Below are 25420 nucleotides of genomic sequence, written 5' to 3' on the forward strand. Positions count from 1 at the left end.
ATGTATATTACACCCGTAAAACACTAACTATAGGTCCCCGGCGTATGAAGTATATTTTACTTCTTCCTTTTATTATTTTAAGCTTTCAACTCACGGCTCAGGATGTTAATCTTTCTTCTGAAGTTTACCCTGAATTTAAAGAATGTGAGAATACAGATTATTCCAACCAGGCACAATGCTTTAATCAAACGCTTGTTAATTATATAGTTTCTAATTTTGAAGAACCTGAAGTTGTTCAGGCAGAATCGTATAAAGGTCAGCTTACCATTATTTTTGAGGTTGATGAGTCCGGTGAATTTCAATTGATCTATCTGGATGCCGCTTACGATGAATTAAAGGCTGAAATTCAGCGTGTTTTCAAATCCCTTCCAGAAATAAAACCGGCAACGTATAACGGGCGTGCGATTCATATGCAATTTAAAATGCCACTTAGAATTCCGCTTCAGAAGAATGTTGTGGTTGAGCCCGTAAAAGAAGAGGATGAGATTGAATTGAGAGAAGAAAAGGAATTGGTCGCCATCACTCAATCGGAAACCAATGCGCTATCGGAATACGAAAAAATAAAGTCAGATAAGTTTACGAGTCCACGTTATACTAGTCAGATTAATATTCCACTCTCTCATGAGTTTTATAGCAGATTTGATGCTGAATTTAATGAGATTGGTACAAATACGCATTCGGCTTCAAAACCTTTAATGTTTAGTGAAGTAAATCCCTATTACGATTTTAAAGAGAATCGTGATGAGATGTTACAGGACAGAAAAACTTTTGCTGGGAGAAAATTATGGAATGAACATCTTGTTAGATTTCAAACTGAAAAATACTGGTTTACAATAGATCCCGGTTTCGACCTTCAAATAGGAAAAGACTTTGAACAAACTGAACATGATTTCACCTATAATAATGGACGGGAATTTATAATTCAGGGAGGCTTGGGAGAGAAATTTAATTTTTACTCTGTGATTTACGAGAGCCAGGGAAGGTATGCTCAATATTATAATAATTTTGCGGAATCTATTCGACCCGCTGGAGGAGACCCGGCGATTATTCCTGGTAGAGGGATCGCCAAAACATTTATGGATGACGGGTATGATTATCCGGTTGCCGAAGGTTATTTATCCTATACGCCTTCAGAATTTATAAATATCCAGTTTGGGCATGGTAATAATTTTATTGGTGATGGGTACAGGTCTTTGTTGTTGAGTGATAATCCTTCGCCGTATCCGTATTTAAAACTGAACACTAAATTCTGGAAGATAAAATATACCAATACCTGGATGTCGCTAAGAGATGTCAGGCCCGCAGTAACCAATAGTGGCTCATTCAGAACTAAATATATCGCGAACCATTACCTGAGTTTAAATATTAGTAAGCGATTAAATTTGGGGTTCTTTGAATCTGTAATGTGGGAGAATGATAATGATCGTGGCTTTGATCTTAATTATCTGAATCCGGTAATTTTTTATCGTGCTATCGAGTTTGCTACCGGGGCCGATGGGGGTAATGCTATAATTGGGCTTACGGGGAAATATAAAATTTCCAATCAAATGTACGCTTATGGACAATGGTTGATTGATGAATTTTCTTCAAGTGATGTTTTTGGTGGTGAGGGTAGCTGGAAGAATAAGCTTGGCTTCCAGGCCGGATTGAAATATTTTAATGCCTTCAATGTAGATAATCTTTATTTACAGGCCGAGTATAATCAGGTAAGACCATATACGTATTCACATAATTCTATCACCTTAAATTACGCTCATAACAATCAGTCTATGGCGCATCTCTGGGGAGCTAATTTCAGGGAGATTATAGGGATTGCCAGGTATAAAAGAGATCGCTGGTATGGGGCTGCTAAATTTATCTATGGCGAGCGTGGTTTCGATTTTTCAAAGACGGGAGATTATTACGGTCAGGATATTTATAGAAATGAAGAAGATCGGCCGTTTGATACAGGAGTTGAGATAGGCCAGGGAAATACAACGAATTCTTTTTATTCTGAATTGGAAGCTGGTTATATCGTAAACCCAACAACTAATTTGAAGTTGTTCGCTAGTTTTATATATCGTGATTTTAATCCGCAATTTAATACTTCAACAAATTTTGAAAATTCTACCACCTGGATCAATTTTGGATTAAGAACTGATATTTTTAACTGGTACTTTGATTATTAGGGATTTTCATTACTGAAAATTAACACATTGCCTTCCTTGCTAAAACCTAATTAAGAAGTATCTTTGCGCCAGTTAAAAAAAAGCTTTTTTGAGCAATACTCGCGTACATAATCCCAGCGCTTCTATCCTATCAGATTTTAAGGAAATAACCAAGATGAGATTGGCTATAAGTGTAGTCTTTTCTTCGGTTGCCGGGTATTTTCTAGGTGCAGATACTATAGATTTTGTAACGGTTACATTACTGGCTATTGGGGGTTACCTTATGGTGGGCGCTTCTAATGCCTACAACCAGATCATTGAGCGAAACCTCGATGCATTGATGGATCGTACCAAAAACAGACCTTTACCTGCGGGAAGAATGTCTGTGCCAGTTGCATTTACCATTGCAAGTGCTTTTACAGTTTTGGGATTAGTGGTTCTTTATGTGATCAACCCTAAAACTGCCATGTTTGGCGCGATAAGTATTTTTTTATATGTAAGTATTTATACGCCGCTAAAAACTAAAACACCTTTATCGGTTTTTGTGGGGGCATTTCCCGGAGCAATTCCATTTATGTTAGGTTGGGTTGCTGCTAGTGGTAGTTTTAGTATAGAACCGGGAACCTTATTTATGATTCAGTTTTTCTGGCAATTCCCGCATTTCTGGGCTATTGGCTGGTGGCTGTTCGATGATTATAAAAAGGGTGGATTTTTTATGTTGCCTACCGGAAAGCGTGATCGTGGCACAGCGATCCAAATTATTCTTTATACCTGCTGGACGATATTGGTTTCGCTTATTCCAGTTTTTGGGGTTACAGGGAAGCTTATGTTAACACCAGTTTCAGGGATTATAATATTTCTTCTGGGTCTTGGAATGCTTTATTACGCTATAAGATTATTTAAAGAGAAAACAGCAGAAGCTGCTAAAAAATTAATGTTTGCAAGTGTTTCTTATATCACACTATTGCAAATAGTTTATGTACTGGATAAATTTATTAGAGAATGGATTTAACTCAAGGATCTAACGAGAAGAAACATGGCCGGGCAAAAAAAATGATGCTTTGGTTCGGTATTATTAGTATGTTAATGACCTTTGCGGGTCTTACCAGTGCCTACGTGGTTAGTAAAAACAGACCAGATTGGCTTACCGATTTTGAATTGCCAATTTCATTCTTATGGAGTACCCTGGTGATTATAGCTAGTAGTTTTACTTTGATGCTAAGTAAGAAAATGATCAAATCTGGAAGCAGGCGTAATGCCAGTGCTTTCTTGATAGGAACACTCATACTTGCTATACTTTTTGTGGTATTTCAATTTCATAGTTTTTCAGAGATCATTAGCGAAGGGTATTATTTTACAGGAAGTGAGAGTTCTATAACCACCTCCTTTATCTATGTGCTTGTTTTAACGCATCTTGCCCATCTCGCAATAGGAATAATAGTGCTTTTGGTGTTAATTTATAACCATTTTAAACAACGTTATAATGCGGGACAAATGCTTGGATTTGAGCTTGGTGCAACTTTTTGGCATTTTGTTGACCTATTGTGGCTTTACTTGATTTTCTTTTTATATTTCTTTAAATAATAAAATTGCGTATTTTTGCGCATCCTTTAACATTAAACTACTTCTATGGACGCGACTGTCGTTAGAACAGGCACAGAAGGTAAAACCTGGGGTGGTGGTAATGAACCACTAAAATCAAGTTACGGAAAAATGATGATGTGGTTTTTCATCCTTTCCGATGCTTTAACATTCTCAGGATTCCTTGCCGCTTACGGTTTCTCAAGATTTAAATTCATCGATTCATGGCCAATCGCCGATGAGGTGTTTACTCACTTTCCATTTTTACATGGCGTAGATGCTCCTATGTATTATGTGGCATTGATGACATTTATCCTTATTTTCTCCTCTGTGACTATGGTGCTTGCGGTAGACGCAGGCCATCACATGAAGAAAGGAAAGGTTACCATCTATATGTTCCTTACCATTATTGGGGGTGTTATTTTCGTAGGTTCTCAGGCATGGGAGTGGAAAAACTTCATAAGCGGTGAGTACGGAGCCGTAACTACTAAAGGAGGTAATGTTCTACAGTTTATTAACGGTGAAGGAGAGCGGGTAGGACTTTCAGAAATCGCGGTGCCAATTGTTGGAGATAGAGTGGCCCATGATGGTAGTAATGGGATTTGGTTTGATTCGGGAGAGGATCTTCCTTCGTATAGTTTAGCTGAAGTAAAAGCCGGATTCATTCAAAATGAAGACCTTCTTATTAGAACTCAAATACTTACTGAAGATGGAGAGAAAACTATTCTTTCCAGAGATGAGTCTTTAATGAAACTTAATAACGATGCAGTAGGAACTGTGGAAGGAGCAAACCTTGTTCAGAATGAATACGGGGTGCCCTTATTTGCAGATTTCTTCTTCTTTATAACCGGTTTTCACGGCTTTCACGTATTGTCTGGGGTGATCATAAATATCATCATATTCTTTAATGTGATCATTGGAACTTATGAGAGGCGAGGAAGCTATGAAATGGTGGAAAAAGTTGGACTTTACTGGCACTTTGTAGACCTTGTATGGGTATTTGTATTTACATTCTTTTACCTGGTTTAATTCTGAAATAAATAATTATGGCTCACGATACTACACAACATCACGGATCGGCAACCAAAAGGATTTGGATCGTTTTTGCAATTCTTTCAGTAGTAACTATTGTAGAGGTTATTCTGGGGATTATAAAACCAGAATTCTTAACCGATACGTATTTTCTTGGAATGAGATTGCTTAACTGGATCTTCATCATTCTTACAATTTATAAAGCATACTATATTGCATGGGCTTTCATGCACCTGGAACATGAAACTAAAGGACTGCGTAGAGCAATAGTCTGGACGGGATTATTTCTTGTTGCCTATTTAATCTTTATTCTTCTTACGGAAGGCGGTTATATCTACGATGTTTATAAGAGCGGGCACGTAGCCTGGGATTTCTAACAAAAGTTAAAAGTATTTGAAAAGGCGGTTTTATGAAACCGTCTTTTTATTTTTGTAGCCCCATGTAAAATGGTGTTTTCTTGTATGAAATAAGCTGTTTTGAATCCTGATAAAGATCATGAAATTCGATAGTAAATTCATACGGTCAAAAAAAATAGCATAGACAGATGAAAAAGTTTCTGGTACTCGGGATCTTATTTGCCCTTCCAATTACCGCATACTTGTTTTTTGCTTCCGGAAAGAACAATTTCGCCAAACTCCCCGTATTAACCGAAAATGTTCAGGATGTTTCTGGTTTTGATACTAATTCAAATGATAGTATCACCTTCAAAGATCATATTAGCGTAGTTGCATTTTTTGGTTCCGATCTTGAAAATATTAAGGGCAATACCTTCAATTTAGACAAGAAAATTCTCGAAAAATATTACGATTTTGATGATTTTCAGTTTGTTCTTATCCTTCCTAAGAACGCCAGGCAGGAAACCACGGAGTATGTAGAGAGTTTCAAAAAGATCACCGAATCTTCTAAATGGCAAATAACGTACGCACAGCCCGAAAGAATCCTCGAGGTATTCGAGAGTTTCAAGACACCACATCACTTAGATGATAACAGTTATTCGCCGTATGTTTTTATAGTAGATAAAGAGTCTGATCTAAGAGGTCGTGATGATGAGGATGAAGGAAAAATTTATGGATATGATTCAAGAGACGTTGCTGAATTGAATAATAAGATGAATGATGATGTAAAGGTGATATTGGCAGAATATCGTCTTGCCTTGAAAAAGAATAACCCTGAAACACCTAATTAAAATGAAAAATTACTCATACGTAGGAATTTCGCTTGTTATGCTCGTTTTCGGAATAATATTTATCCCGAAAATCATAGACCGCATAAAAGATGACGAGGTTGTTTCATCAGATAGGTTAAATCAGCAAAGAACAACGTCTAAGAAGGATACTGGCGACGCTTTGTCTTATATCGTAATAGATGGTGAAAAGAAGAAGGCTCCACAATTTGAATTTATCAACCAGGAAGGTGAGACCATTTCAAATGAAGATTATAAAGGAAAAGTATATTTAGTAGAATTTTTCTTCACTACCTGTCCTACGATTTGTCCTATAATGAATAAGAACCTGGTAGAGATTCAGAATGAATTTGAAAACAATAATGATTTTGGGATTGCTTCCTTCAGTATAGATCCGGGTCATGATACTCCAGAGGTGCTGGCAGAATATGCCGCAAATTATGGCATTGATCATCCAAACTGGAATCTAATGACCGGGAATAGGGATGGTATTTATAAACTGGCGAATAAAGGTTTTGGTCTTTACGCTGGAGAAGATGCACAGGCTGCAGGAGGTTTTGCTCACCAGGGAATGTTTGCTTTGGTAGACCAGCAAGGATATATTAGATCAAGAAAAGATCAATTCGGGAATCCGGTGATCTATTACAGAGGTTCAGTAGAGCGAAATAAATCTGTGGTGGAGGGCGAAGAAGAACCTCAAATAGATATTTTAATTGAAGATATAAAGAAATTGCTGTGAAAACAACCTTGAAAGAATCTGATAAAGTAGCAGTTCCTGTGATAATTGCATTATCTATAGCAGTTCCAGTGATCGTTCTGGTTTTAATGTTATTACCGGAACGTTATAACATTTTTGGTGCAGATGCTATTACTTTTCCATTGTTTCATGGTTTGCTCAATTTTCTAACTGCTATTTTACTTATTATTGGCTTCTTTTTTATGAAAGCTGAAAAGTATATTCAGCATAGAAATACCATGATCGCCGCATTTGGACTTTCTGTGATATTCTTGCTGAGTTATGTACTTTCAAAGATCAGCAATGAACCGGTGCCTTATGGCGGAGAAGGAGTGTTAAGATATGTGTATTTCTTTATATTAATCACCCATATTGTATTATCTGGAATCATTGTTCCACTTGTGTTGTTTACCATGTACAGAGGCTTAAGTGGCCAGTACGATAAGCATGCTAAAATAGCCAGATGGACCTTCCCAATATGGTTGTATGTTGCGATTACCGGCGTATTGGTTTTCTTATTTATGATGCCCTATTATTAAATTTGAAGCTAATTGATTAATTTTGAATAGTTTCAGATAAATGATATTGACGATGAAGAATTTAAAATTAACTGGCTTATTCTTTTTGACACTTCTCTTGCTGCCAGAATTTGCCGAAGCTCAATGCTCAATGTGTAGAGCTGTTCTAGAAAGTGAGGCAAATCAAAGTACTGCCAAGGGTATTAATGATGGCATTCTTTATCTTATGATTTTCCCGTATTTATTAGTTGGAGGGGTGGGCTACTTCATTTATAGATCAAAAAAGAATAAAAATAAAACAGCTTCAAAAACTTAGTTTTAAGCTGAAGTTGAATCGGTATTTAAAGAGTTTTTGATTTAATTCTGTAACATTTTATTTTTTTGATAGTCTTATTAAGTAGGAAGTCATTTCCTGCTTAATAACCATCAATCATGATCGAAATTTCGAATCTCCACAAATCCTATAAAATGGGTGCTAATTCTCTCCATGTTCTCAAGGGAATTAATCTCGACATCAAAGAAGGTGAGTTGGTATCTATAATGGGTTCTTCCGGTTCTGGGAAGTCTACACTCCTGAATATTCTGGGAATGTTAGATGAGGCAGATGAAGGATCTTACATGCTTGATGGAGTTCCTATTAAGAACTTAAATGAAAAAAAAGCCGCACAGTACCGAAATAAATTCCTTGGTTTTATATTTCAATCATTTAATCTTATTTCCTATAAAACTGCATTAGATAATGTTGCTCTTCCCTTGTATTACCAGGGGTTTCCTCGTAATGAAAGAATGGACAGGGCCAACAGCTATCTTGAAAAAGTAGGACTGGCAGACTGGGCAGGTCATTTGCCAAATGAACTTTCAGGAGGACAAAAACAAAGAGTAGCTATAGCCAGGGCTTTGGCGAGCGATCCTAAAGTATTGCTGGCAGATGAGCCTACCGGAGCACTTGATACCAAGACCTCTTATGAGGTAATGGATTTAATTCAGAAGATCAATGATGACGGCCGTACTATTCTGGTTGTTACCCATGAACATGACATCGCCCAAATGACAAAGAGAATTGTCAATTTGAAAGACGGAGTTATTATAGAAGATACCGTGGTTTCACAGATAAGAGCGATGGAAAATGTTTGATCTTGAACGTTGGGAAGAGATATTTGAGACCATAAGGAAGAATAAGCTTAGAACCTTTCTTACGGGACTTTCTGTAGCATCCGGAATTTTTATTCTGGTGATCCTTCTCGGGATAGGTGAGGGAATGAAAAATGGTATCTCACGTGAGTTTGAGCAGGATGCATCAAATCTTATTTTTGTTTGGACCAATATAACTACTAAAGAATATAAGGGGCTTAATCCTGGTAGAAGGATCCAGATGAAGCAGGAAGATTACCTAACCACGGTAGCAAAGAATAAAGATAAGCTTGAATATAATTCTTCTATTTATAGAATCTGGAATGGAATTGTAAACTATAAAAAAGAGTCTGGAAGCTACCGGGTAGAAGGGGTTTATCCAGATTATCAGTTCCTGGAAAATAGTAGTTTAAGTGCAGGAAGATTTATAAATAAGACAGATGATGATAACTACGAAAAAGTGGCGGTCATCGGTCAAAAAGTTAAAAACGATTTATTTAAGGATATTGACGCTCTCGGTGAATATGTAGATATTTCGGGGATTAAATTCAAAGTGGTGGGTGTTTTTACAGATCCTGCCGGAGAAAGGGAAGAGTCTCGGGTTTATCTTCCTATGTCTTCCGCTCAAAAAGTATTTAACGCGCAGAACCATGTGAGCAACCTCGCATTTTCATTAAAACCTGCGGAAAGTTTTGAACAGGCAGTAGCTGAATCTACACAGTTCTCTAAAGAACTATCAGATTTTTTAAAAGAACAGCATACGGTGGCGCCAGATGACGATAGAGCTATTCGTGTAAACAACACATTAGAAAATGCCAAAAGGTTCTATACTCTAATGAACATGATTAAATATTTCTTCTGGGGAGTTGGTATCTGTACTATTATTGCCGGAGTTGTTGGGGTAAGTAATATCATGCTAATTATAGTAAAGGAACGAACTAAGGAGATCGGGATTCGAAAAGCGCTTGGTGCCGAGCCACTTTCAATAATCGGGATGATTCTTCACGAATCTATATTTGTAACTGCAATTGCTGGTTTCTTTGGCTTGATCTTTAGTTTGGCGTTGCTTGAATTTGTAGGTCCTCTCATAGAAACTCAGTATATCTATAATCCAACGGTAAATTTTCAGGTCGCCATAACTACGGTTTTCATTCTGATAATCGCTGGGGCACTTGCAGGATTTTTTCCTGCCTGGCGAGCGGCCAGGATTAAACCAATTGTTGCATTAAGAGACGAATAGTATGTTTAGTAGAGACCGTTGGGACGAAATAATAGAAGCACTTACCGCAAATTGGTTTAGAACCCTGTTAACTGCATTTGGGGTGCTTTGGGGGATCTTTATACTTGTAATTCTTCTCGCTGCTGGAAAAGGACTGGAAAATGGAGTGAAACAAGGTTTTGGGGGGATTGCAACCAATTCCATGTTCATGTGGACACAACCTGTTTCAAAACCCTACAAGGGACTTCCTAAAGGCAGGAGATTTAATTATCGTATAGATGATGTAGAAGCTTTGCGTCAAACCATACCCGAATTAAGATTTATCTCCCCACGTAATCAATTAGGAGGTTTTGGAGGAAATAACAATGTCGTTCGAGGTTTAAATACCGGAGCGTTCAATGTGTACGGTGACTATCCTGAAATTATTCAGCAGGAACCTATGGATATTACTTCAGGTAGATTCCTTAATCATTCAGATCTTCAGCAAAAAAGAAAAGTGGCGGTGATTGGCGATGGCGTACGAAATGCTCTTTACGAAAGAAATGAAGAAGTTATCGGGTCTTATATTAAAATAAGCGGGGTTAATTTTATGGTAATTGGTACCTATAAAAAGAAGGGTAATGGCGGAGGGAATTCTGAGGAAGCTCAAAAGGAGATCTTCGTGCCTTTTACCTCTTTCTCCCAGGCGTTTAACATGGGAGACCGGGTAGGCTGGATGGCCATTACGGCTAAAGATGCTTATTCCATCACCAATTTGAAGTCTGAAATTTTTGAGCTCATAAAATCCAGACATACCATTCATCCTGATGATGATCGTGCGATAGGGAATTTTGATCTCTATGAAGAATTTAGCAAAGTAAACGGACTTTTTATCGCGTTAAAAGCGGTGGCCTATTTTGTGGGGGTTCTGGTGTTACTTTCAGGGATTATAGGCATTAGTAATATTATGCTTATTGTGGTGAAAGAACGAACCAATGAAATTGGGGTACGAAGAGCTCTTGGCGCAACACCCTGGATGATACGGGGTCAGATTTTGATGGAATCGGTCTTTCTTACCATCGTTTCTGGAATGGCCGGGATCATACTGGCAACAGGAATCATCTGGCTGGTAAATTTACAACTCGATGGAACAGATACCTCAGAAACCATGTTTGCCAACCCATCTGTAAACCTGGGAGTGGTCATGGTAGCTCTAAGTATATTGATAATTTCAGGATTACTTGCAGGAATGATCCCTGCACAGCATGCTATCAAAATTAAACCGGTAGATGCCTTAAGAACAGAATAAATAAAAGTTTTAATACAATCAAAAAATGAAAAAAGCAGTAACCATCGGAATTCTTGTATTTATTGCAGTGACCTTTGTAGGAGCTCTGTACTATCTATATCAGAAGAATCAGGAGGATCCAACGGTGTATGAAACCGAATCTCCCAGTGAACAGACTATTGTTAAGAAAACAGTAGCTACCGGTAAGATCGTTCCAAAAGAGGAAGTTCTTATTAAACCAAATATTTCAGGAATTATCGATGAGATCTATATTGAAGCCGGTGATCGTGTTAAAGCCGGTGACCTTATAGCCAAGATAAGGGTTATTCCTAACGTTTCATCACTTCAAAGCGCTAAGGATAATGTTGCGACTGCTAAGATCAATCTTGATAATCAAAAAAAGAGTTTTCAACGCCAGAAAGAATTATTTGATAAGGGAGTTATTTCAGCAAATGACTTTGATTCTGCTGAAGTAACTTTTAAAAGAGCCGAGCAAAACTACAGATCTGCCCAGCAGAATTATGAAATTGTACGCACAGGTACTACCAGCGGACTTGGTAGCGCTGCAAATACTCTTATTCGGTCAACCGTAGAAGGAATGGTGCTTGATGTTCCCGTAAAGACAGGTAACCAAGTGATTGAAAGTAACAATTTTAACGATGGTACCACCATTGCTACGCTTGCCGATGTGAATGAAATGATCTTTGAAGGAAAAGTTGATGAAAGTGAAGTGGGTAAAATTAAAGAAAATCTTCCTTTAGAGGTGACCGTGGGTGCTATTGAAAATAAGTCTTTTGATGCTGTTTTAGATTATATAGCTCCAAAAGGAGTAGAAGAGAATGGAGCGATTCAATTTGAAATCAAGGGAACGCTTAATAAATCTGATACCACCTTCATCCGGGCCGGTCTTAGTGCAAATGCTTCGATCATTCTGGCTAAAGCTGAAAATGTTCTTGCGATTAAGGAAGCTTTGGTTCAGTTTGATGATGAAACCGAACAGCCTTATGTTGAAGTAGAAACCGGAGACCAGGAATTCAATAGAAAAGATATTGAACTTGGGATTAGCGACGGAATTAATGTAGAAGTGAAGAGTGGCGTTGAAAAGAACGATAAGATTAAAGTTTGGAACCAGATAAAACCGGCGATGGATATCGCTCAAAACTAGAAATATTATTCCTTGTGTAACAACCTACACATTTTATAGACATATCTTACAGAATAACCATTATGAAGAATTTTAGCTTAATAGCCATTCTATTACTTTTTTGTAGCCAGCTGAGTGCTCAGCAAAAAGAATGGACTCTTGAAGAATGCGTGAATTACGCCTTAGAGAACAACATTCAGGTAAAACAAACAGAGCTGGATGTAGAACTTTCAGAAATAGAAAAACGGGATGCATTAGGGAATTTTATTCCAAGTATTAATGCACAGGCTTCTAATGCGTGGAATACGGGTTTGACCCAAAACGTTACTACGGGAATTCTTCAAAATCAAACGGTACGTAACTTTTCTGCGGGAGTAAGTGCAGGAATTACTGTTTTTGATGGTCTAAGAAACTTTAAACAGCTTCAAAGAGCTCGTATTTCCAGGTTATCCAGTGAATATTCTTTGGATAAAATGAAAGATGATATTGCTCTTTTTGTAGCCGATTCATACTTACAGGTGCTCTTTAATAAACAAAATTTGGAAGTACTACGTGCACAAAACCAGATTACTCAGGAGCAGTTGGGAAGGACTCAGGATCTTGTAGATGCGGGGGTTTTGCCGCAAGGCGACCTTCTTGAAATTCAGGCTACAATGGCCGATGAGAAGCAAAGAATGATCATTGCTCAAAATCAAATTCAAATCTCCTTAATTAGTCTTGCACAAACCTTAGGGATTCAGGATTATCAAAATTTTGACATTGTAGAGAGAGATTATAATATTTTAGGAAATGAAATTCTGGATAATACGGTTTATGAGGTTATTGAAAGAGCGAAAGAGGAACGTTCAGAGATCATAATAGCGGAAACTAATAAAGAATTGGCAGAAATGGATGTAGAGCTTGCTAAAGGAGCATATCTGCCAACATTAGGAGCATTCTTTAATTACAACACAAGAGAGACCGGCCAGGGAAGAATTACAGGAGCGGTTTTAGATCCAGATGAACCTTCAAGACAAATTGGAGTTGTTCAGGGAACTGAAGAAATAGTGGTCGCACCAAATACAATTCCAACACTTGGAAGTCCGTTGCCTTTTATTGATCAATTGTACAGGAATGATGGGATTAGTTATGGATTTCAATTAAGTGTGCCTATTTTAAATGGTTTCGCTACCAGGAATCAGGTAAGAAGAAATCAAATAAATGTAAAGCGTGCCGAATATCAATTAGAACAGGCAGAACTTGATCTTGAGGCCAATGTTTACCAGGCTTATACAGATGCGAATGGTGCATTTGAAGCTTATGAAGCGGCAGTAGTTGCTGCCAATGCTCAGGAGAAAGCTTTTGAATATGCTACAGATCGTTATGATGTTGGTCTTACTAATGCTTTCGATTTTAGTCAGGCGAAAATTCGATATGAGAATACCCAAAGAGAAGCTTTAAGGGCTAAATACGATTATATTTTTAAATTGAAGGTTGTAGAACTTTATTTTGGAATTCCGGTAAGGGATTTAAAATTTTAATAAAATGAGTAAAAAGAAAATTTTCATCATTCTTGGCGTTGTAGTGGCTTTGATTGTTTTATTGCTAATTGGTAAAAAAGCCGGATGGTTTGGAAACTCTGCCAATATTAAACAGGTAGAAATCACAGAGATCGAACCTATTGATATTACAGAAACCGTTTCTGCAACTGGAAAAATTCAGCCTGAAATCGAAGTGAAGCTTTCTTCGGAAGTTTCCGGAGAAATTATTGAACTGCCAATAGTAGAAGGGCAGGCGGTGAAGAAGGGCGATCTTTTAGTAAGAGTAAATCCGGATATTTATCAGTCTAGCGTTCAAAGGGCACAGGCGAGCTATCAAAACTCTAAGGCCAATTATTCTCAAACTCAGGCAAATCTTAGACAGGCAGAGGCCGATTATCAGAGAAATAAAACCTTATTCGAAAAAGGAGTGATTTCAAAGGCTGAATGGGATGGGATTGTTTCTAATTACGAGATGGCCGAAGCTAATAAGGAATCCTCTTATTATAGCATGCAAAGTAGTGCTGCCACGGTAACCGAAGCACAGGATAATCTGGGACGTACCAATATATATGCTCCTATGAGTGGTACCATTTCTAAGCTGGATGCAGAACTTGGAGAGAGAGTGGTTGGAACCCAGCAAATGGCGGGAACCGAAATTCTTCGTGTGGCCAATCTGGATAATATGGAAGTGGAAGTGGATGTAAATGAAAATGATATTGTAAAGGTTTCTGTGAACGATTCAACACTCGTTGAGGTTGATGCTTATCTTGGAAAAGAATTTAAGGGCGTTGTGACTGAAATTTCAAACACCGCAGATAACGAATTAACTACAGATCAGGTTACTAATTTTAAGGTGAAAGTTAGAATTCTTAAAGAATCTTATGTAGATCTTATGGAAGGTAAATCTGAAAACTATTCTCCTTTTAGACCAGGGATGACGGCAACAGTAGATATTATTACAAACAAAAGAATGGATGTAATTGGAATCCCGATAAGTGCAATCGTTATAAAAAGTGATACTACTGCAACTAAAAAATCTTATGGCACAAAACCTTCCGGAGAAGAAGATGAAAAATTTGAATGTGTATTTGTGAAAGACGGTGGAAAAGCTAAACTTCGCGTGGTAAATACAGGTGTTCAGGATGATTCTCATATTGAGATCACCAGTGGGCTTAAGAAAGGTGATATCGTTGTTACAGGACCATATAGTACAGTAACAAAAAGCCTGAATTCTGGTGATGATATTGAAGTGAAGAAAGAAGAAAAAGAGGAAGAAACCGAATAAAATCGCAAATTTTGGCAATTATTCTATGTCTTGAGACCGCTACTACCAACTGCTCTGTTGGGATCGCTAAGGATGGAAAATTACTTTCATTAAAAGAAGATAACAGTAAGAATTATTCTCATGCTGAAAAACTTCATGTCTTTATAGAAAACATTTTAAAGGAAACAGGTCTTAAAGTAGACGATCTTGATGCGATAGCCGTAAGCAAAGGACCTGGTTCTTATACCGGTTTACGAATAGGGGTTTCTGCTGCTAAAGGGCTTTGTTTCTCTCTTGATATTCCTCTTATTTCAGTTCCTACTTTAGATCTTCTCGCCTATAAATTAAAAGACAGGGACGGCATTTTTGTTTCTATGCTTGACGCCAGAAGAATGGAGGTTTATTCGGCAGTTTATGATGCTGAAATAAAGCAGATAAGAGATACTGAAGCACAAATCCTTGATGAGAATTCTTTTTCTGAATATTTAGAAAAATCTGAAGTTCATTTTATAGGGAATGGCGTCACGAAATTTGAAGAAATCTGCAAACATTCAAATGCTGTTTTTCATAAATTGAAGTATCCATCAGCATCGGAAATGGCAGAAATGGCAGAATATAAGTATCAAAAAAGCGACACCGAAGATGTCGCTTATTTTGAACCTTATTATTTAAAAGACTTTATTGCCGGTTAAAGAAAAGTTTTATCTTATTCAGATTTTTTCTCTCTAACAGTACCTTTCATCTTGGTTTGATCGTAAAGATAAACATCTCTTTGAGGATAAGGAATGGTCATTCCGGCCTCTTCAAGTCTAATTTTACCTTCCTCAATCATATACCAGTGAAGATCCCAGAATACCGGTAATTCAGCAAAATATCTAACAGAAAAGTTTACTGAATTGTCCCCAAGGGAATGAACAATAATTTGCGGCGCAGGATCTTTTAGAACGTTCTCCTGTTCCATGACCATATTGGTAAGAACTTCCTTTGCTTTCTTAATATCATCGTCATAAGAGATTCCGAAAGTAAGACTCTCTTTTCTGGTTTTATTGAAACTGTAATTGGTAATATTATCGTTACTTAATTCACCATTAGGTATCACTACACGCTGGTTTCCAAAAGTATCTAATTTGGTATAGAATAATGAAATCTCCACAACACTACCAGAAACCCCTTGAGCTTCTATCCAGTCGCCAACTCTAAAAGGTTTTAGAACGATAATTAAAACTCCTCCTGCAAGATTTGCCAGAGAGCCCTGCAAAGCAAGACCAATCGCTAAACCTGCGGCACCAATTGCAGCAACCAGTGATGCGCTTTCAACTCCTAATTGTGTAATGAAAAGAACAAATAAGATGATTTTTAATCCCCAGCTCGCAGCATTAACCGTGAATTTTTCAAGTGTAGGATCATAATCTTTCTTTTCGAATAATTTTTTCAGGTACTTTACGATTAATTTAATAACCCAAAGTCCAATGATAAGCAAGGCAATTGCTCCAAGTAGAGTAGGAAGATAATCAATAAGTTTGCTTCCATACTCTTTGGCGATATCGCCCCAGCTATTCAGTCTTTCCATAGTTTTTAGTTATTTTTATTTAAGCCCTAATTGTAAAAAAATAGAGTTTAAATCTTCTTTAAATTTTGTTAAACTTGTGATATGTGCTGCAGAGCTTCATCTTTTGAAGCTGCAGGAAGTTGGCAAGAACCTTCCGTGCAAATATAGATAAGATTTTTGCCGTTTACTAAACGATCTTTAAGCAGACTCATATTAGATTTAGAATCGGTTGCCGCAAGCACTGTATTTGGAAGATAATCTTCCTGAAAAGTCTCGGCTAAATTTTTGTAATTTTCTCCGGTAATAGCAATTTCATAAAAGGGATTTGTGAAATTTAGCATTAGATCCAGCCAATTTGAATATGATTGAGGATACTCCGGAATCTTATCCATGACTATTTGCAACATCTTTTCTGCTTTTCCAACATATTTCATATCGCCTGTTAATTTACCAAAGCGAAAAATATTTTTAGCCATTTCTGAATTGGAGGCAGGAATCACGTTGTCACTAATTTCGATCGTTTTAGTTACCAATTCCCGATCTTTATCTGATGTGAAAAAATAGAGTCCCGATACTGAGTCTGTAAAATCTTTATCAGTGACATCTATTAAATTTCGGGCACGACCCAGATATTCTTGTTCAAAGGTACATTCGTAAAGATCTAAAAATGCTGAAATACTAAAAGCGTAATCTTCAAGATACCCGTTTATAGTGCTTTTTCCATTTTTGTAGGAATGATATAATCTACCATTTTCTTGTAATTGATTCTCTAAGATGAAAGCAGCATTTTTTTCAGCGGCTTCTAAATATTCACCATTTCTGAAAGCTTTGTATGCTTCGGTATAACCGCTTATCATCAAGGCATTCCAGGAAGTGAGCGATTTATCATCCAGTCCGGGTTTTTCTCTTTTAGATTTTGCCTTTTTTAATTTTAAATTACATTGGGCTATTCGCTGCTGAAGATCTTCCCTGGGAATATCCAGATCTTGAGATAGTTGATCCAGAGATTTTGTTCTGATTAATACATAATTATCAGCTTCCCATTTTCCATAATTATTTATATTATAGTATTCTGAAAATATCTCAAATTCATTTCCTAGAATAGATTTCAAATTTTCTTTAGTCCAAACATAATAAGCACCCTCTTCTTTTTTACCATTTTCGTTAGCACTGTCGGCATCTAAAGCTGAATAAAAAGCCCCGGATTCATCAGTCATTTCCGCCGAAATAAACTGCAAAGTCTGCTTAACAACCTCCTTGTACCAATTATTCTTCGTGATCTTATAGGTCTTGGAGTATAGCTGAACTAATTGCGCATTATCATAAAGCATCTTTTCAAAATGCGGGACATGCCATTTCTCGTCTACCGAATACCTGGAAAAACCTCCTTCAATAGGATCAAAAACCCCTCCCCAGGAGATCCTGTTCAACGTAAGTAAGCAATGAGATTTTAATTCTTTATCAGAATTTTGAAAAGCATATCTTAATAAAAACTCATAGTTATTGGGCATCATAAATTTTGGAGATCTTTGATAACCTCCATTTTTAGGATCGAAAGAGCGTTTCCATTTTTCGATAATAGGAATAAAGAAGTCTTTATGAGGTTTATTTTGTTCTTTTACAGGCTCAATAATTTGAATTTGCTTTAATCCTTGTTCCAGTTTTTCAGCATATTCCAGTAGTTTCTCAGGTTGAGAGTTAAACAAATGGGATATCTGCTGCAAGGCTTCCATCCATTGCTCTTTTCTAAAATAGGTTCCACCCCAAACCGGTCTACCATCGGGTAGTGCAACAATATTCATGGGCCATCCGCCCATACCCGTCATAATTTGTACGGCATTCATATAAACCTGATCTACGTCTGGTCTTTCTTCTCGATCTACTTTTATACAGATATAATTAACATTCATTAATTCTGCTACCGCTTCATCCTCAAAACTTTCATGTTCCATTACGTGGCACCAATGGCACGCCGAATAACCAACACTAATTAGTAGTAATTTATTTTCTTTCTGCGCCTGGTCCAGATTTTCATCATTCCAGGGCTTCCAGTCAACAGGGTTGTGAGCATGCTGTAATAGATACGGGCTACTTTCATGAATTAAATCGTTTGTATGTTTTTCTTGATTATTATCCATTAGTGCAGAGGGGATTAAATTATTTTCAGAATCCGAAAATTTCAGTAATTTTCTTACAGATTAAAATTACTAATTATATAAGAGACCCATAATTAACTCTCATATTATTAATCTTTTAATAACTTTAAGCCCTACACCGGTTCAGAAATAAATTTTCAATTTTGCCGGTTGAAGATAAATCTACTTATGGAAGATATTTACCTGGTAATGTTAGTGGCTCTTTTAGCCCTTGCGATTACAGACTTAGTAGTTGGAGTTAGTAACGATGCCATAAACTTTCTTAATTCAGCAATTGGTTCGAAGGCAATCTCCATGCGGACTATTTTGATAGTTGCCAGTGTGGGTGTTGCTGTTGGAGCAATATTCTCAAGTGGTTTAATGGAGGTCGCCAGAAAAGGGATCTTTATGCCTGGTGAATTTTACTTTGAGGAGATCATGATCATTTTTATGGCGGTTATGATCACCGATGTTTTACTTTTAGACTTCTTTAATTCTCTGGGGCTACCTACATCTACTACCGTTTCTATAGTTTTTGAATTACTGGGTGCCGCTGTTTGTATGGCGGTGATAAAGATTTATAAGGAAAATGGCGGGGATTTGGCATTGCTGGGAGACTATATTAATACGGCCAAGGCTACAGAGATTATCATAGGCATACTATTGGCGGTGGTGATCGCTTTCCTTATAGGAGCGTTTGTACAATATATTTCCCGGTTGATTTTTTCATTTCAATTTGAGAAAAAAATTAAATATGTAGGGGCTATTTTTGGAGGCGTGTCCCTGACGGCTATTTTGTATTTTATTGTGATCAAAGGCCTCAAAAGTGTACCGTACATTACTGAAGGAACCATGGAGTATGTTAATACCCATACGTTAACTATTGTCCTTATTGGTTTCGTGATTTTTACAGCGATTTCTCAGTTTCTTATGAGTGTGCTAAAAATCAATATTCTAAAAACAATTATCATTATTGGAACTTTTGCCCTGGCACTGGCTTTTGCAGGAAATGACCTGGTGAATTTTATTGGGGTACCAATTGCGGCCTGGCAGTCATTTGATCTCTGGCAAAGTGCTCATGCAGCTACCGGAGTACTGCCTTCAGAATTTGCAATGACGGGACTGTCGGGAAGTGTTCCTACTCCAGAAATTTTATTGGTAGTGGCAGGTGCTATTATGGTAATAACCTTATGGTTTTCCACCAAAGCACGTTCAGTGGTAGATACAGGAATAAACCTTTCACGGCAGGGAGATGGGGTAGAGCGATTTGAGCCTAATTGGTTGTCCAGGGGTATCGTTAGATATTCTGTTCTTTTTGGGAGCGCGATGTCTACTATCCTTCCTGCAAGTATGAAAAGAAGAATTGACAACAAATTTGATAAGCCAAATGCTAATTTAAAAAACAGAAGGATAGATGCACCTGCTTTTGATATGGTTCGTGCATCTGTAAATCTAGTGGTCGCCAGTGTCTTAATTTCTATTGGGACTAATATGAAACTACCACTATCTACAACTTATGTGACTTTTATGGTCGCAATGGGAACTTCTCTGGCAGATAGAGCCTGGGATCGCGAAAGTGCAGTTTATAGAGTAGCCGGTGTGCTAAATGTTGTTGGCGGCTGGTTTGTTACTGCAATTGTCGCTTTTACGGCAGCTGCTGTTTTTGGAGCGATTATCTATTTTGGAGGGCCTATAGCTTTAGCTGTATTAATCATTTTAGCAATAGTGCTTGTGGTTAGAAGTGGAATATTACATTCCAGAAAAGCTCGTGAAGAAAAGACTAAGAAAAAATTTAAGAAAAGTGATATTATTACGATCAACGAAATCACTTCTGAAACTTCAGAAAATATATCAAATGTTATAGGTGGAATAAATAAAATGTATTCCAAGACCGTCGATCAATTAGGGTATTACGATCTAAGTAAGTTAAAGAAAAACTATAAGAAGATTGAAAAACTGGAATCTGAAGTAGATGAACTAAAAGATAATATCTTTTATTTTATTAAGTCACTGGATGAAGATTCGGTAGAAGCCAGTAAGTTTTATATTCTAACGCTAGACTATCTTCAGGATATGGTGCAGTCTATAGGTTTTATCACCAGGAACAGCTACAATCATGTTCATAATAATCATAAGAACCTAAAATTCAATCAAATTCGTGATCTTAAAAAAGTAGATGATAAAATGCAGATTCTATTTGATGAGATTACAGAAACTTTTGATAATCATGAATTCGGAAATATTAATAATCTTCTTAGCGAGAAACAGGAATTGATGGATTACGTGAGTGACCTTATTCAAAAACAAATTGAAAGAATTCGTACTTCTGAATCGAGTCCGAAGAATACAAAATTATATTTCGGAATTTTATTAGAAACTAAAGACCTTATTGGCTCTACGATGAACCTGCTTCAGCTATTTCAGGAATTCTATAATGAAGCAAGAAGCACCAATTATTAATGAACTCGTTTAAATTTTTTCAATACAATCCAAAAAAATTAGATGAGTTCAAATAAAAAATCCCTCGAAAAAGGGATTTTTTGATTCATTTTATACTTTTCATTGTTAGCTATTAGATCCAGCAATCACAATAAATAACAGGCATATTTTATCCATTTACAGCTTCAACATATTCTACTTTATCACGTAACATATCTCTAAGCATGGTTTCGATACCACTTTTAAGCGTCATAGTAGAAGATGGGCAGCCGCTACAAGCACCCTGAAGAATAACCTTCACTGTTTTATTTTCTTCATTGTAGCTGTCTGTCAAAAAGAATATTTCCCCCATCACTTGCTACTGCAGGTTTAATATATTCATCAAGAATAGCGATGATTTGCTGCGAAGTGTCATCAAGGTTTTCAAATTCAGGAGTCTTTGTTCCCTTTTCTGAAGAAGAATCAGCTGCGACTTGAACACTTTCAACATTTAAGACTTCATTCCCTTCTTCAATATAATTTCTTATAAATTCTCGTAACTCCATAGTGATCTCTTCCCAACCGGCCATGTCGTATTTTTGAATGGAAACATAATTCTCATCAATAAATATTTCTTTTACAAATGGAAAATGGAAAAGTTTTTGAACTAATGGCGCATTTTTAGCATCATCTATATTCTTGAATTCTACAGCTTTTAAAACAAGTTTTTTATTGGCTACAAACTTCATTACTGCCGGGTTAGGCGTACTTTCGGCATAAACTGTTACCGGTACTTTCCCTGTTGAAGCTTTTACTTCTTTAATAACTTCACCCCCCTTATTAAGATAGGTTTCTATTTGCTCAGCTACTTCCTTTTCTACATCCTCCCATTCCACGATATCATATTTCTCTATCGCGATGAAATTTTGCGCGATATAAACCGTTTTTACAAAAGGTAAATAAAATAACTGTTGTGCAATTGGAGATCTGGAAGCCTCATCTATATTTTTAAACTCAAAACTCTCGTGGCGCGTAAGAAACTTGTCTGCTTCAAATTTTGCAATCGAAGGAGTTGTAGTTCTAACTATATTGATATTGAAATCTTTCATCTCAAAATTTTTGTCAAAAATACTAAAGAAAAACTAGGTAATACATATATTTACAGCCTTTATGGGGAGAAGTGCTAATATAGTTCGATGCCATTTACGGCAATTTCCAGTTCTTAAATATTCCTGGTTTTTAGTGTTGATTCTATTTTTAAATACTTCGGCAATAAAGGCTCAGGAGATCATTCCTACTTACTCAGATTACCTTACCGATAACCTTTATCTTATTCATCCGTCGATGGCAGGGGCGTCTAATTATGATAAAATAAGATTGACTGCCAGACAGCAGTGGTTTGACGTTGAAGATGCACCGAACTTACAAACCCTTTCCTATAATTCAAGGGTAAATGATAAAATTGGAGTAGGAGGAATTCTTTTTCGTGATGAAAATGGAAATTTTTCAAAATTAGGGGCTTATGCTACTTTTGCCTACCATCTTATGTTTTCCCGTAGCACAGTAGATCTAAACCAATTATCTTTTGGTCTTAGTGCGGGAGTAATTCAGCATAGACTGGATACAAGCGGATTTACAAATTTTGACCCGTTAATTGGAGAAAATAATAGTGATATTTTTGCAAATATGGATTTTGGGATCTCTTATTATGTGAGAAACCTGTATTTTCATTTTGCGGCGAAGAACATTCTTTCGGTAAGTCGCGAACTTTTTTATTCTGATGCGGTTCCAAGTAATATGAGAAGATACCTGTTTTCGGCAGGCTACGTTTTCAGCTTAAATCAGAATGATCCCTGGAGTTTCGAACCTTCAATTCTTTTGCAGGCCAGAGAAGCAACAAATGAGATGGCTCTGGATGTGAATGCCAAGGCTTATTACCAATTAGAGAATGGAAAACTATGGGGGGGATTGTCTTACCGTAATAGTTTTGAAAGTGCCGAGTATACGCTTAACGGTGAGCAGGTGCAAAATGAGCAATTGAGATATATCACTCCTTTTGTAGGTTTAAATTATAATAAATTCGTTTTTGGTTATACGTACAGTTATCAACTAAATTCAATCGTGTTGAGTAATGGTGGGTTTCATCAAATCACACTTGGCTATAATTTTGGAAAAAGCAGGGAGCGTTATCATTGTAAATGTCCAGCGATTAATAATTAGAAATCTTTGTTCGGTTTCTTTTGTCAGCCTGAGCGCAGTTGGAGGATGTTTGGTGAAAGATATCTTTACTGTACACAATGTTATATATAATTGCCATTCAAATCACCATTTCGGGTAATCAAGTCATTAAAAATCCATTTCAGCTACCTTATAATTATATGTTTCTGCCTGGATAATATCTGAAAGTACCTGGGGATCACTATTGGTATAAAACTCAGGAGTTCTTGTATTCTCTTTTGAAATATTTAAAAGGCCATTATTTTCCAGAATATTTTTGGTCTGTCTCGCAACAGCTTCCCCGGAATCAATGATCTTAACTTCTGGTGGTAGAATCTCTTCTAACAATGGAATGAGGTAGGGGTAGTGGCTGCATCCCAGTACCAGGTAATCTATTTTGGCCTTGAGCATAGGATCTAATAATCCCAGAAGCAACTTTTTAGTTTCGTCAGCGTCTTTTTTTCCATTTTCTATAAGTTCTACAAGACCATTCCCCTCCACTTCAATAACATTGATGTCTCTGGTGTATAATTCAGAAGTCTGTGCAAAAAGTTCGCTGGTAAGCGTTCCACGAGTAGCTAAAATACCAATGGCTTTATTAGCACTTTTTAGTGCTGCCGGTTTAATTGCCGGTTCAATGCCAATAATAGCCGTTTTGTAAGCTGAACGTAAAATTCTTATGGCATTCGTGGTAGCAGTATTGCAAGCGACTACAATGAGCTTACAATCCAATTTCAGTAACTTTTCAGTGTTTTTAATAGAAAGTTGAATGATCTTTTCCTGAGTTTTTATTCCATAAGGTGCATTTCTACTATCAGATAAATAAATAGTATTTTCAAGAGGTAAAAGTCGGTGGATCTCCTTCCAAATAGAAGTGCCGCCTACTCCTGAATCGAAAATGCCTATTGGTCTGGGATCATTCATATTATTACAAAAATAAAAACTGCGTACAAGTCTGTACGCAGTTTTTTAAATTTTATTATATATAGGCTGAAATTACAGTCCTAATTCCTTTTTTACGTCTGGCATTAGATCATAACCATCAGCAAGAAGTACTCCTGTTCCGGTAGTAGAATCTAATACGTAATCATATCCTTTTGCTCTGGCAACTTTTTGAATAGCGGTACGTACTTTCTCAAGAACCGGTCTTAGTAGATCAGTCTCTTTTTTCTGAAGATCCTGTCTTGCTTTAGAGCTATGCTCCTGAATTCTTCTTTGAGCAGCTTGTAGTTCTGTAGCTCTTTTTTGATTCTCTTCTTCAGATTTTGTATTTGCTTCTGCCTCGTAACGTTGCATAGTGCTTTGAGCTTCAGACAACATATCTTTAATCTCGGCGTCGTAAGTCTTTTCAAGTTTTTGAAGCTGATCCATCGCGCCTTTATACTCAGGTAATGATTGTACTAAATCTTGAGTAGCGACGTGTGCAACCTTAGACTGTGCATTTGTAAAAGCAGTAGCGCCAATTATTAATGCTAAAGCTATAAAAAGTGTTCTGAATTGTTTCATTGTAATCTTCGTTAAGTTTAATTTAAGGTTTAAAAATTTAATTTATTGTATCGTTCTTTTTCTCTCTTGACCTAAGAATAGAATCTTTTTTTCTCTCTCTTTCAGCAAGGATCTTTGCGCGTCTTTCTTCAAATTCATTCTGTCGCACAGCTTTTAAAGAATCACGTTCGTTTCTTCGCTGCTCGATCAAAGCTTCACGTTCAGATTTTTTCTCTTCTGCCTGTTCTTCTCGCTCAGTTATTTCTCTATCCTGTTCAACAGTTCTGTTTTCTTCCTGCTCAAACTCTTTGATTTCACTTCGGTTTTCAAGTTGTTCGCGGTTAGCAGTCCTTTTAATAGTTCTAAGAACCGTTTCACTTACATCGTATTGTTGATCTGCATATATCATTCCAATATCTGCGGTTCGATCAAAAACAAAGTCTAAATTTCTATTTTCAGCGATTTGCTGAACGGCTGTGAAAACCTGATCCTGAATTGGTCTTACCAATTGCTTTTTTTGAATCATATAATCACCATTGGGACCAAATCTATTTTGCTGATATTCTATAGCCTGTTGCTCCATGTAAGAAATTTCACCTTCACGCTCTTCGATAAGCTCTTTAGTAAGAAGTGCTCTTTCATTATCCAGCCTGGTTTTCATATCGTCTACCTTGCGCATTTTAACTTCTGCTTCGGCTTTCCATTCCTGAACACGATTATCAAGCTGTTTGCTTGCTTCCTGGTATTCCGGAACGTTTTCAAGAATATATTCCATATCTATATAGCCAAGTCTAATAGTCTTTTGAGCCATTACCGATGAAAGGCTAAAGACTGTAATTGCTAGTATGGAGAATATTCTTTTTTTCATTTAAAT

23 protein-coding genes and 1 pseudogene are annotated in these 25420 nt (G+C 36.9%); 18 read left to right on the plus strand and 6 right to left on the minus strand.

Annotated elements, in window-relative coordinates:
• The first annotated feature begins 44 nt into the window (after window positions 1-44).
• The 16 genes from GFO_RS00905 to tsaB all read left to right on the plus strand — a co-directional run bounded on the left by GFO_RS00905 (window position 45) and on the right by tsaB (window position 15434).
• The gene (locus tag GFO_RS00905) at window positions 45-2168 is read left to right on the plus strand and encodes a hypothetical protein (protein ID WP_011708113.1); all 2124 of its coding nucleotides are present in this window, start codon (window positions 45-47) and stop codon (window positions 2166-2168) included.
• An 88-nt stretch (window positions 2169-2256) separates the two neighbouring features.
• Window positions 2257-3159, plus strand: coding sequence for a heme o synthase (cyoE, locus tag GFO_RS00910; protein ID WP_011708114.1), 903 nt, complete (start codon window positions 2257-2259; stop codon window positions 3157-3159).
• Window positions 3150-3731 carry a cytochrome c oxidase subunit 3 gene (locus GFO_RS00915; RefSeq protein WP_011708115.1) on the plus strand — a complete coding sequence of 194 codons (582 nt, stop codon included), beginning with the start codon at window positions 3150-3152 and terminating at the stop codon, window positions 3729-3731. Before cyoE ends, GFO_RS00915 begins: the two co-directional genes overlap by 10 nt.
• 45 nt (window positions 3732-3776) lie before the next feature.
• Entirely contained in the window at window positions 3777-4757 is a 981-nt protein-coding gene (locus GFO_RS00920; protein ID WP_011708116.1) for a cytochrome c oxidase subunit 3, read from the plus strand.
• Between the two features lie 17 nt (window positions 4758-4774).
• Entirely contained in the window at window positions 4775-5137 is a 363-nt protein-coding gene (locus GFO_RS00925) for a cytochrome C oxidase subunit IV family protein (RefSeq protein ID WP_011708117.1), read from the plus strand.
• 167 nt (window positions 5138-5304) lie between these two features.
• Window positions 5305-5946: a hypothetical protein gene (locus tag GFO_RS00930; RefSeq protein ID WP_011708118.1), complete on the plus strand. Its 642-nt coding sequence runs from the start codon at window positions 5305-5307 to the stop codon at window positions 5944-5946.
• Window position 5947: 1 nt separating this feature from the next.
• Complete coding sequence (locus GFO_RS00935) at window positions 5948-6682, plus strand: SCO family protein (protein WP_011708119.1); 735 nt, start codon at window positions 5948-5950, stop codon at window positions 6680-6682.
• On the plus strand, window positions 6679-7218 hold the full coding sequence (locus tag GFO_RS00940) for a DUF420 domain-containing protein (protein ID WP_011708120.1): 540 nt from the start codon (window positions 6679-6681) through the stop codon (window positions 7216-7218). The genes GFO_RS00935 and GFO_RS00940 overlap by 4 nt, the downstream gene beginning before the upstream one ends.
• Before the next feature lie 52 nt (window positions 7219-7270).
• On the plus strand, window positions 7271-7513 hold the full coding sequence (locus GFO_RS00945) for a hypothetical protein (protein WP_011708121.1): 243 nt from the start codon (window positions 7271-7273) through the stop codon (window positions 7511-7513).
• Between the two features lie 116 nt (window positions 7514-7629).
• Entirely contained in the window at window positions 7630-8331 is a 702-nt protein-coding gene (locus GFO_RS00950; RefSeq protein WP_011708122.1) for an ABC transporter ATP-binding protein, read from the plus strand.
• The gene (locus GFO_RS00955; RefSeq protein WP_011708123.1) at window positions 8324-9568 is read left to right on the plus strand and encodes an ABC transporter permease; all 1245 of its coding nucleotides are present in this window, start codon (window positions 8324-8326) and stop codon (window positions 9566-9568) included. The genes GFO_RS00950 and GFO_RS00955 overlap by 8 nt, the downstream gene beginning before the upstream one ends.
• 1 nt (window position 9569) lies before the next feature.
• A complete protein-coding gene (locus tag GFO_RS00960; RefSeq protein ID WP_011708124.1) occupies window positions 9570-10835 on the plus strand; it encodes an ABC transporter permease in 1266 nt (421 codons plus the stop codon).
• 25 nt (window positions 10836-10860) lie between these two features.
• Window positions 10861-11979, plus strand: coding sequence for an efflux RND transporter periplasmic adaptor subunit (locus GFO_RS00965; protein WP_011708125.1), 1119 nt, complete (start codon window positions 10861-10863; stop codon window positions 11977-11979).
• A gap of 62 nt (window positions 11980-12041) precedes the next feature.
• Window positions 12042-13478: a TolC family protein gene (locus GFO_RS00970; protein ID WP_011708126.1), complete on the plus strand. Its 1437-nt coding sequence runs from the start codon at window positions 12042-12044 to the stop codon at window positions 13476-13478.
• Between the two features lie 4 nt (window positions 13479-13482).
• Window positions 13483-14763 (plus strand): efflux RND transporter periplasmic adaptor subunit, encoded by a 1281-nt coding sequence (locus GFO_RS00975; RefSeq protein WP_011708127.1) that lies wholly within the window; start codon window positions 13483-13485, stop codon window positions 14761-14763.
• 11 nt (window positions 14764-14774) lie between these two features.
• Window positions 14775-15434 carry a tRNA (adenosine(37)-N6)-threonylcarbamoyltransferase complex dimerization subunit type 1 TsaB gene (tsaB, locus tag GFO_RS00980; RefSeq protein ID WP_011708128.1) on the plus strand — a complete coding sequence of 220 codons (660 nt, stop codon included), beginning with the start codon at window positions 14775-14777 and terminating at the stop codon, window positions 15432-15434.
• 14 nt (window positions 15435-15448) lie between these two features.
• Here the strand turns inward: tsaB and GFO_RS00985 are convergent, their stop codons facing one another.
• Entirely contained in the window at window positions 15449-16312 is an 864-nt protein-coding gene (locus GFO_RS00985) for a mechanosensitive ion channel family protein (RefSeq protein ID WP_011708129.1), read from the minus strand.
• A gap of 68 nt (window positions 16313-16380) precedes the next feature.
• Window positions 16381-18429: a thioredoxin domain-containing protein gene (locus GFO_RS00990; protein ID WP_011708130.1), complete on the minus strand. Its 2049-nt coding sequence runs from the start codon at window positions 18427-18429 to the stop codon at window positions 16381-16383.
• A 186-nt stretch (window positions 18430-18615) separates the two neighbouring features.
• On the opposite strand from GFO_RS00990, the gene GFO_RS00995 reads away from it, so the two are divergent.
• Window positions 18616-20886: an inorganic phosphate transporter gene (locus GFO_RS00995; protein ID WP_011708131.1), complete on the plus strand. Its 2271-nt coding sequence runs from the start codon at window positions 18616-18618 to the stop codon at window positions 20884-20886.
• A gap of 148 nt (window positions 20887-21034) precedes the next feature.
• Here GFO_RS00995 and GFO_RS01000 read toward each other — a convergent pair.
• Window positions 21035-21953 (minus strand): annotated as a pseudogene (locus tag GFO_RS01000) (NifU family protein).
• A gap of 61 nt (window positions 21954-22014) precedes the next feature.
• Between GFO_RS01000 and GFO_RS01005 the strand changes: the two are divergent.
• Window positions 22015-23064 carry a PorP/SprF family type IX secretion system membrane protein gene (locus tag GFO_RS01005; protein WP_011708134.1) on the plus strand — a complete coding sequence of 350 codons (1050 nt, stop codon included), beginning with the start codon at window positions 22015-22017 and terminating at the stop codon, window positions 23062-23064.
• A gap of 126 nt (window positions 23065-23190) precedes the next feature.
• On the opposite strand, the gene murI is transcribed toward GFO_RS01005, so the two are convergent.
• The 3 genes from murI to GFO_RS01020 form a co-directional block, all read right to left on the minus strand.
• Complete coding sequence (gene murI / locus GFO_RS01010; protein ID WP_011708135.1) at window positions 23191-23985, minus strand: glutamate racemase; 795 nt, start codon at window positions 23983-23985, stop codon at window positions 23191-23193.
• 72 nt (window positions 23986-24057) lie between these two features.
• On the minus strand, window positions 24058-24567 hold the full coding sequence (locus GFO_RS01015) for an OmpH/Skp family outer membrane protein (protein WP_011708136.1): 510 nt from the start codon (window positions 24565-24567) through the stop codon (window positions 24058-24060).
• 37 nt (window positions 24568-24604) lie between these two features.
• Entirely contained in the window at window positions 24605-25414 is an 810-nt protein-coding gene (locus GFO_RS01020) for an OmpH/Skp family outer membrane protein (RefSeq protein WP_011708137.1), read from the minus strand.
• Window positions 25415-25420: the final 6 nt, after the last annotated feature.

Origin of the sequence: Christiangramia forsetii KT0803 (genome assembly GCF_000060345.1) — a bacterium.
GTDB lineage: Bacteria > Bacteroidota > Bacteroidia > Flavobacteriales > Flavobacteriaceae > Christiangramia > Christiangramia forsetii.

Coding starts and splice junctions, on each gene's coding strand:
- GFO_RS00935 (WP_011708119.1), top strand. CDS start 5,948: ATGAAAAATTACTCATACGTAGGAATTTCGCTTGTTATGCTCGTTTTC.
- GFO_RS00985 (WP_011708129.1), bottom strand. CDS start 16,312: ATGGAAAGACTGAATAGCTGGGGCGATATCGCCAAAGAGTATGGAAGC.
- GFO_RS00950 (WP_011708122.1), top strand. CDS start 7,630: ATGATCGAAATTTCGAATCTCCACAAATCCTATAAAATGGGTGCTAAT.
- GFO_RS01015 (WP_011708136.1), bottom strand. CDS start 24,567: ATGAAACAATTCAGAACACTTTTTATAGCTTTAGCATTAATAATTGGC.
- GFO_RS00965 (WP_011708125.1), top strand. CDS start 10,861: ATGAAAAAAGCAGTAACCATCGGAATTCTTGTATTTATTGCAGTGACC.
- GFO_RS00930 (WP_011708118.1), top strand. CDS start 5,305: ATGAAAAAGTTTCTGGTACTCGGGATCTTATTTGCCCTTCCAATTACC.
- GFO_RS00990 (WP_011708130.1), bottom strand. CDS start 18,429: ATGGATAATAATCAAGAAAAACATACAAACGATTTAATTCATGAAAGT.
- murI (WP_011708135.1), bottom strand. CDS start 23,985: ATGAATGATCCCAGACCAATAGGCATTTTCGATTCAGGAGTAGGCGGC.
- GFO_RS00995 (WP_011708131.1), top strand. CDS start 18,616: ATGGAAGATATTTACCTGGTAATGTTAGTGGCTCTTTTAGCCCTTGCG.
- GFO_RS00975 (WP_011708127.1), top strand. CDS start 13,483: ATGAGTAAAAAGAAAATTTTCATCATTCTTGGCGTTGTAGTGGCTTTG.
- GFO_RS01020 (WP_011708137.1), bottom strand. CDS start 25,414: ATGAAAAAAAGAATATTCTCCATACTAGCAATTACAGTCTTTAGCCTT.
- GFO_RS00945 (WP_011708121.1), top strand. CDS start 7,271: ATGAAGAATTTAAAATTAACTGGCTTATTCTTTTTGACACTTCTCTTG.
- GFO_RS00925 (WP_011708117.1), top strand. CDS start 4,775: ATGGCTCACGATACTACACAACATCACGGATCGGCAACCAAAAGGATT.
- GFO_RS00960 (WP_011708124.1), top strand. CDS start 9,570: ATGTTTAGTAGAGACCGTTGGGACGAAATAATAGAAGCACTTACCGCA.
- GFO_RS00955 (WP_011708123.1), top strand. CDS start 8,324: ATGTTTGATCTTGAACGTTGGGAAGAGATATTTGAGACCATAAGGAAG.
- GFO_RS00970 (WP_011708126.1), top strand. CDS start 12,042: ATGAAGAATTTTAGCTTAATAGCCATTCTATTACTTTTTTGTAGCCAG.
- GFO_RS00920 (WP_011708116.1), top strand. CDS start 3,777: ATGGACGCGACTGTCGTTAGAACAGGCACAGAAGGTAAAACCTGGGGT.
- GFO_RS01005 (WP_011708134.1), top strand. CDS start 22,015: ATGGGGAGAAGTGCTAATATAGTTCGATGCCATTTACGGCAATTTCCA.
- GFO_RS00905 (WP_011708113.1), top strand. CDS start 45: ATGAAGTATATTTTACTTCTTCCTTTTATTATTTTAAGCTTTCAACTC.
- GFO_RS00915 (WP_011708115.1), top strand. CDS start 3,150: ATGGATTTAACTCAAGGATCTAACGAGAAGAAACATGGCCGGGCAAAA.